Origin of the sequence: Acidocella sp. (genome assembly GCF_035535915.1) — a bacterium.
Lineage (GTDB): Bacteria > Pseudomonadota > Alphaproteobacteria > Acetobacterales > Acetobacteraceae > Acidocella.
Genome location: NZ_DATLPB010000011.1, coordinates 1 through 8,244, shown reverse-complemented (window position 1 = coordinate 8,244; position 8,244 = coordinate 1). Strand labels below are relative to the sequence as shown.

At 59.6% G+C, this 8,244-nt stretch carries 6 protein-coding genes; 5 read left to right on the top strand and 1 reads right to left on the bottom strand.

All coding sequences use genetic code 11. The features are described 5' to 3' along the window. The 3 genes from VNC39_RS01320 to VNC39_RS01310 form a co-directional block, all read left to right on the top strand. On the top strand, positions 1-400 hold a 400-nt coding region (locus VNC39_RS01320; protein WP_325395407.1), incomplete at its 5' end, for a phospholipase D-like domain-containing protein. Positions 401-454: 54 nt separating this feature from the next. Continuing rightward, positions 455-916, top strand: coding sequence for a GNAT family N-acetyltransferase (locus VNC39_RS01315; protein WP_325395406.1), 462 nt, complete (start codon positions 455-457; stop codon positions 914-916). Between the two features lie 317 nt (positions 917-1,233). Continuing rightward, on the top strand, positions 1,234-2,250 hold the full coding sequence (locus VNC39_RS01310) for a glycosyltransferase family 2 protein (protein WP_325395404.1): 1,017 nt from the start codon (positions 1,234-1,236) through the stop codon (positions 2,248-2,250). A gap of 130 nt (positions 2,251-2,380) precedes the next feature. Here VNC39_RS01310 and VNC39_RS01305 read toward each other — a convergent pair whose 3' ends face one another. After that, the gene (locus VNC39_RS01305) at positions 2,381-3,985 is read right to left on the bottom strand and encodes a hypothetical protein (RefSeq protein ID WP_325395402.1); all 1,605 of its coding nucleotides are present in this window, start codon (positions 3,983-3,985) and stop codon (positions 2,381-2,383) included. A gap of 499 nt (positions 3,986-4,484) precedes the next feature. Here VNC39_RS01305 and VNC39_RS01300 point away from each other — a divergent pair, with 499 nt between their 5' ends. Continuing rightward, the gene (locus VNC39_RS01300) at positions 4,485-7,754 is read left to right on the top strand and encodes a condensation domain-containing protein (RefSeq protein ID WP_325395400.1); all 3,270 of its coding nucleotides are present in this window, start codon (positions 4,485-4,487) and stop codon (positions 7,752-7,754) included. A 133-nt stretch (positions 7,755-7,887) separates the two neighbouring features. Beyond that, positions 7,888-8,244, top strand: a 357-nt coding sequence (gene nadA / locus VNC39_RS01295; protein ID WP_325395398.1) for a quinolinate synthase NadA, incomplete at its 3' end; no start/stop codon positions are given.

Below are 8,244 nucleotides of genomic sequence, written 5' to 3'. Positions count from 1 at the left end.
AGAATGTGCTGCAAAACGAGGGGTGGATATAGAATTGATCGTACCAAGCCGAAGCACCAGCAATATCACCGTTGCAGCAGGACGCTCTCATTACTCTTCCTTGCTTCGGGCTGGCGTGCAGATTTATGAACGCCAGGGCGTAGTATTGCACGCCAAAACAGCTGTCGTCGACGGTGTATGGTCCATGGTTGGCTCCTCTAACCTCGATTGGCGCAGCGTGGTCTATAATAACGAAGTAGACGCGATCATCTTAGGGGAAAACTTTGGTCAGAAGCTGGAGTTGGTGTTCCAGAAAGATCTTCTAGCCTCAAGGAAAATTACGCAGGAAGCGTGGCGGCACAGGGGAGCAGAGGAACGTCTGCGCGAACTGGAAGCGCAGGCGATCGATTTTTTGCTGTAACTGCATAAGCCTCAACCTGTTGCGGCGGCCACTAACCGTATGGAACAAGTCACTATGGCCCTGAAGATCGAGATCGACGACCTTTCTCGCACTGAGATCCACGCACTGCTCAACGAACACTTGGAAAGCATGTACGAGCTTTCTCCGCCTGAGAGTGTTCACGCGCTGAACCTGGACAAACTCCGCAAGCCCGAGATCACTCTCTGGACGGCGTGGGAGGGGCCGCAGCTGCTTGGCTGTGGCGCCCTCAAAGAACTCGACAGCAAGCATGGCGAGATCAAGTCCATGCGTACGCCCAAGGCATTGCGCCGCCGGGGGGCCGGGCGGGCCATCCTTGTACATCTCATCGAAGTTGCCCGAGCCAGAGGTTACGAGCGCTTGAGCCTTGAAACTGGAACCGCAGAAGCGTTTCAATCCGCCCACAGGCTCTACGAAAGAGCCGGCTTCACATACTGCGGGCCATTTGGCGACTACGCCGAGGACCCCAACAGTATTTTCATGACGCTGCATTTGTAACGTAACCTTTCACCGACCTTCCATGCATCTGCAAGCTCGTCGCCAGCGACTTGCGCTAGCCGCTCGCCTGGCGCCGCTGACAACATGTCGCCCTTCGGTTCCGGACCCGACGCACAACTTTCGCTCCATGCCCCGGCTACGGAATGTTGTCGTTGGTTGCAAAAGCGCGACCGATCGTTCCGCTATTCTCCATTCCGACCAATGAATATCATTCCCACATCGGAATTTAACTTCCGCAATCCGGCTGGCAGAGATACAGTATTTCAAATCTTCTGAGGCTGGGACATCACGTCGCCCTATGGAAGGGATTGGTCGACATGGCTGAACTCCTTTCTCTCGTCGTTCCGTTCTATAATGAGGAGGCCACGGTTCAGCATTTCGCTAACGCCGTGCTTCCGGTGTTGGATGCGGTACCCGACACAAAATGGGAGATCATCTGCGTCGATGACGGCAGCAAGGATCAGACATTGCGCGAACTTCTGATCCTCACGCAGGCGGATGCGCGCTTTCACGTGCTGGAGTTCTCACGCAATTTCGGCAAGGAGGCGGCACTGACGGCGGGAATCGACGCGGCCCGCGGGGCGGCGGTGATTCCGATGGATGCTGATTTGCAGGACCCCCCGGCGCTGATCGCCGACATGGTCGCCGCGTGGCGAACCGGGGCCGAAGTGGTGCTGGCCCGCCGCACCGACCGGTCAACCGACGGCGTCCTGAAGCGCAAAACCGCCGCCTGGTTCTACCAGCTGCATAACCACCTCTCGAAAACCCGGATCCCGGAAAATGTTGGCGATTTCCGGCTCATGGACCGCATCGTGGTAAATGCACTCAAGCAGATGCCCGAGCGCCAGCGCTTCATGAAGGGGATTTTCGCCTGGGTCGGCTTCCACACGGTGACGCTGAATTACGCGCGCGCGCCGCGCGCCGCGGAGACAAGCAAATTCTCCGGCCTCGCGCTGTGGAATTTCGCGATCGAAGGCTTCACCAGCTTCTCGACCCTCCCGCTGAAGGTATGGACTTACCTGGGGGCGGCGAGCGCGCTGATCACCTTTCTTTATGCGCTCTATATCTTTATTCGCACGATCGTCTCCGGCAATCCGGTTCCGGGTTATGCTTCACTCTTCGTCGCCGTGCTGTTTTTTGGCAGCGTGCAGCTGATCAGCGTTGGTCTACTTGGTGAATATATCGGGCGGATCTACATGGAGACAAAGCAGCGCCCGCCTTATCTGATTCGCAGAACCTATGGCGGCGATACCCCGTGCTATGGCATCCTCGACCCGTATTATGCCAGAGACCCGGCACCGATCGCCCAACATGCCGCAGCCCCGCACGAATAGCCGCATCCTGAGTCCGAATGCCCCGCGTCCAACCTTCTGACCGCGATGCTTTTTCCGTTCGGCAACGGATGCAGAATGGACGCCATCGAGCGGCTCGCATCAGGCGGACGCGAGCGCGCCGGCGCCTTCGTCACTGGAACAGTAGCTTGCTGTCCGCCCCGTAATATTTTTTAAAAAATTGCGGATACCCGCTGATGAATCGGGAGGGCGACTGTGCGGTCGGCAAAGGCCGCATTTGCAGGGCCAGCGCGTCGAGCGACAGGCCGGTATCGAACACGCCGGTCATGTTTTCCTGCGCCGCGCGATACGCGTTCTGAATTCTGACCGAGTTCTCGTAGTCCTGCATCGAATCGCGCATGGCGTGGATGGCTGCGCCGGAGATGAATAACATCATCAAAAAAATCCGCGCCGTATCAGCCAAAAAACTCCCCTCCCAGGCCGATATGACCGGCATGGTGATCGCAGGAACGGCAAAAAATGCGGCGATCAACAAAAAACCGCCCCACGGGTAGGTATGGAGGCTAAAATAATTGGTGCTGGTTTCCAGAGAGATCAGGCTCGTCACGATCATGGTCGGGAACAGCACGATCAGAAAAAAAATCACCCAGCGGGCTGACGAGAAATTCTGCCAGACCGGCGCGATCAAGCCCGCCGCGCTCCCATTTCCTCGCGCAAGGCGATGATACAGAGGCAGGCAAGCCAGAACCAGCAGCGGCACGACCACGCCGACCACCAGAAGGCCGCAATACAGTCTGGCATCATGCGACAGCAATTGATTTCTTAAGAAAAATTCTTCGATTTGCTTGATCGGCGATGCTTTCTCGATGGCATCGGGCCTTTGCGCGAGACGGGCGGCAATCACCAGCGCCGCGGCGCTAAAAACCGCCAGCAGGCAGGACACGATGAAGGCCGGTCCGCGCCAGACCTCGCGCAAACGCCACGGGGCATTCAGCATCCCGGCGAACAGGATCGCCGCCGCCAGGATCGCGCTATAGGCTTCCAGCGAAAACGCCGCGATGAACGCGAGCGTCACGAGCCACGCGGCCGGAACGCCGGGCGGTTCCGGCAGGGAAAATCGCGGCATCAATTTGAACAGTTCCGCAAGGACCACGAAACTGAGGAAGGCGGGAAACTGGTAACAGACCATGCCCACTTCGTTGGTCCACGGCAAAATCATTAAGATCACAAACGCGATGAGGAGATTCGGCAGTATACCCCCATCGCGCTTCTGCCCCTCCCGCAACGAACGCTCTCGGAAAAACACGAGATCGGCCATGTAGCGGTAAACGAGACAGAGAAAGACCGCGAACAAAGTTGCGTTGAACAGCTTGAAGACGAAAAAGAAATCCGCCCCAAACATGGATTTGGCGGGAAAATAGATCGTGTCGAACACATGCACCAGCAAATTACGCCCATACATATCGACCACCCGATTGGGGATCCAATCGGGTTTCAGCCGGGGCAGGAACAGGGTTGCGCCGTAACCGGTGCCTTTGAACGTGTTGACGTCATCGCCCGTAAGGTAGGCCCTGTTGTAGGTCACCAACCACGACAACACGAATATCGTCAGTTGACCGACCCCTCTGCCGGCGATTTCACGTCCCCGCCCTCTCTGATCAGGCTCGGCGTGTTCGGCGGACCAAGTCTTTTCAGTCAAAAACATAAAAATTTTTCCTAAAAAAGACGATGACCGATTTAATAAACGCAACTCGAAACGAAAAATATCATGCACCACCGCGATGCGCCACTAAAATCATGCAAAACAAGTCATATTTTTAATATTTTTGAGTGTTTTTATACAATTTCATAAAAATATTTACAAAACACCAGAATCGGATGATGCGGCACGCCCGCTGTCCCAACCGCCCCCATAATCTCACCGGAAGCGCACGGCGCCCGCACCCACGGCATCGCTTGACCGGAAATTGCCATGCGAAAGGCGGAGATTTTAGCATTTTCGCGGCCACGCTATGACGCCGCGAAGCCTAGGCTATCCCGATCGACAGCATGTCCTGTCGCACATCAGTGAGCTACCAGCGCCTCCGATTGTCCAAAAAATATTTATTTGTATAAAACGTATTGTTAAGAATACGTCAAAGCAAAGTTGATGTGAATAGTATTATTATTTTGACTTGACCTCATTGTCGACATAGTTTCACATTCGTAAATGAAATGGCACGGGGCGTCGCGACTTAAGCGGCCTCATTCGTGCCGGCCAGGGAGGAACACCGCGCATGTTGCGCACTACGGCCATCAAAACGGTCCGCGACCTCACGGTCCGCGACCTCATGGATTACTGGGCTGAGGCGGAGCCGGACCGCCTTTTTTTGATCAGCCCTGAGACGGGGCGCACGCTGACTTTCAAGGCATTGCGGCAACAGGCGCGCCTTTTGTGCGGGCAGTTTTGCGATATGGGTTTGACGCGCGGCGATAAAATCGCCTTTCTGATGGATAACGGGCTGTTTACCGCGCAACTGCTTCTGGCAACCATGTATGGGGGGTTTGTGACGGTGCCGCTCAATGCGCGCGCCGGAACCGCCCAGTTGTCGTACACGTTGGCGCATTGCGACGCGAAGCTCGTCTTTGCGGGGCTTCAGTACGGCACCGTGATCAAAGACGCGCTGACGCAGGTCGACAGGCCGGTTGAAATTGTTTTCGCATCTGAAGATGCCGGCGCGCCCGCCGCCTCGACAACCGCCAGCATCCCGCCCGATGCGGACGACGCGGCACTGCTGATTTATACATCCGGCAGCACCGGACAACCCAAGGGCGTCCTCCACACGCAGCGCTCCGTCCTGGCGCGCGCCCGCAATGCCGTGCAACAGCAGAATCTGACGGCGGCGGATCGCTCGCTTCTGGTGCTCCCGCTCTACCACGCCAACGCGGAATCCGTGACGCTGCTGCCGACGCTGCTGAGCGGCGGTTCCATCGTGGTGCCGCAGCATTTTTCGATCGGGGCGTTTTGGAACTGGCTGATCGACCATCAATGTTCCTGGTCAGCTTTGGTGCCGACCATCGTCTCGCAGCTTCTGGACTGGGAGGATGATCGGGCAGACCTCGCTGCCAGCCTCTCGCAGGTGCGCTTCCTGCGCAGTTCTTCGGGTGCGCTCTCGCCGGCCTTGCACCAGGCCTTCATGCGCAAATTCGATGTGCCGCTGCTGCAGGGCATGGGCGCGTCGGAAGCAGGGAATGTGTTCCTGAACCCCGCGCCGCCCGGCGTAAACAAGATCGGATCGCTGGGCGTGGCAACCGGGTTGACGGTGCGGATCGTCGACCGCGATGGCGCCGATATGCCGGTGGGCATGCCGGGCGAGATGTGGCTCCGCGGCGACGGGCTGATGCAGGGCTACTACAAAGACCCGGTCGGCACCCAAGCCGCGTTGGATGCGCAAGGCTGGCTGCATACGGGCGACCTCGTCTATCAGGACGAGGACGGTTACGTGTTCATGATCGGCCGCCTGAAAGAGCTGATCATCAAGGCCGGCGTGAACATCGCGCCCAAGCAGATCGACGAAACTCTCGAAGCCCACCAAGCGGTGGCCGAAGCCGCCGCGGTCGGCGTACCGGACCGGTATGTCGGCGAAGACGTGGTGGCATTCGCGGTCCTGCGGCCTGGGGTGACGTGCGACGAACGGGACTTGCTGAGTCATTGCGAGCAACATCTGGGTTATTTCAAGACGCCGACGCGCATTCATATCGTGCTGGATCTGCCGAAGGGTCCGTCCGGAAAAGTGCAGCGGCTGCGCCTGGCGGAAACCGCCACGGCGTTAGCGGCGAACATGAGCGAAGAGAGCCATGAGTCCGGCGACGCCTTGCCGCTCGAGCAGATCATCACCGGCATCTGGACGGAGCTGCTCGCGCAGACGCGGATCGATCCCGACGCCAATTTTTTCGCGTTGGGCGGGCAATCGTTGCAGGCCATTCAATGCCTCTCGCGCATCCGCGAAAAGACGCCTGTCCTGCTCTCCCTTGCGGATTTTTTCGAGAACGCCACGGTCGCGCGACTGGCGGCGCTGGTGCGGCGCCGGATGCGGCAACCGGCGCAACCGGAAGACACTTCCGGCATAGGCGCCCGCGCCGAGGCGCAACCCATCCCCCTAAGGGATGCCACCCGGCCCTGCCCGTTAAGTCCCGCCCAGGAACGCCTCTGGTTCATGGAGCAGGTGAATCATGGCGAACCGGTCTACAACGAATCCGAAGCCGTTCGTTTCAAGGGCACCGTCGACATCGCGGCGCTGGAGGCGGCCTTCAACGTCATCGTCCAGCGGCACGAGACCCTGCGCTCGACAATTGAGACCACGGACGGCCGGCCGACAATGGCCATTCATGAGACGTGGCCGCTGATATTTAAAAGGCTCAGCCTGCGGCATTTGGCCCCCAGCCTGCGCGAGGGCGAACTGCAGACGCTGCTGATCACCGAGCCGCGCGGGCCTTACCGGCTGGCCACGGAGCCCGCGTTGCGCGTCACGATCGTCGAGATCGATGATGACGACCACGCCTTGATTCTGATGATGCATCATACTTTCTGTGATCGCGCCTCGTTCGGCGTCATTTGGCGTGAGCTGGCCACGCTCTACGGCGCGGCCCTGCGCGGGCAGAGCGCCGCGCTGCCGCCTTTGCCGATCCAATATGCCGACTATGCCGTCTGGCGGCGGCAACCGGCCCAACTCGCGCCTGTCGAAGCGGATCTCGCCTTCTGGCGGGACAAGCTGCACGGCGCACCTTCATTGCTCGACCTGCCCGCCGATCGCCCCCGCCCGCCGGCGATCTCCTTTCGCGGCGACAAGAAACAGTTCGAATTCGACGCCACTCTGGCGGAAAATCTGCGGCGCCTCTGCCGGCAGGAGCGGGCCAGCTTGTTCACCGTTTTTGCAGCGGCACTCACAGCGGTTCTGCATCGCTATACGGGCCAGGACGATCTGACGATCGGCATTCCGATCGCCGACCGTGAGCGGCCCGAACTGCAGCCGCTCGTCGGTTTTCTGGTCGACACCCTGGTGCTGCGCACGGATCTCGGCGGCGCGCCCTCATTCCGGGAGCTGATCGCCCGCGTGCAGGAAGGGCTGGTCGGCGTTTATGCACACCGCTCCGCGTCGTTCGATCAGGTGGTGGCCGCGGTGCAGCCGGAGCGCAACCCGAGCTATGCGCCGCTCTTCCAGGTCGCGCTGAACTGGCGCGATCGCGACGGCCAACCCCAATTCACCGGGCTGCCGGGGCTTAACGCCGAGCTGCTGCGCACACGACCGCAAACCGCCAAGCTCGATCTGACCCTGGTGCTGAGCGATGACGGGAACAAAATCCAACTGGAAATCGAGTACAGCACGGATTTGTTCGACGAGGACCGCATCGCGCGGCTGGCCGGGCATTTGCGGACGCTCCTGGAGGGGGCGGCAGCGGACCCCGAACAAGGGCTCCTCGAACTGCCCTTGCTGACGAACGCCGAGCGGCAACAATTGCTTTTTGAATGGGGGATGGGCCAGGCCGATGAACCAATCCACTCCTAAGCCACTCTCACCGGGCGGACGGCTGCCGGATGCCGAACATTCACGCGACATGGTCGCCGGGCGAGACGCCGTCACCATGAGCCCCGACACCATCCATCGCTTAACCTGACGAACCAAGGGAAAGGAATATCCCATGCCCTTCGATCCGATTTATCAGCGTGTCAGCCACGTCATCCCGCCCGCGGAATGGGCGACGATGGAGGCGGACGTGCAAGCCATCCAGGAGCTCAAGCGCGCGCGCCGCGCGGTGATCCTCGCGCATAATTACCAGACCCCGGAGATCTTCCACGGCGTGGCCGACATTGTCGGCGACAGCCTGGCTTTGGCGCGCGAGGCGGTGAAGGTCGATGCCGACGTGATCGTGCTGGCCGGCGTGCATTTCATGGCCGAGACCGCCAAGCTGCTGAACCCGGGCAAGACCGTGCTGATCCCGGACGCCAAGGCCGGCTGCTCGCTCGCGGAATCCATCACCCCGGCGGACATCGCGCTG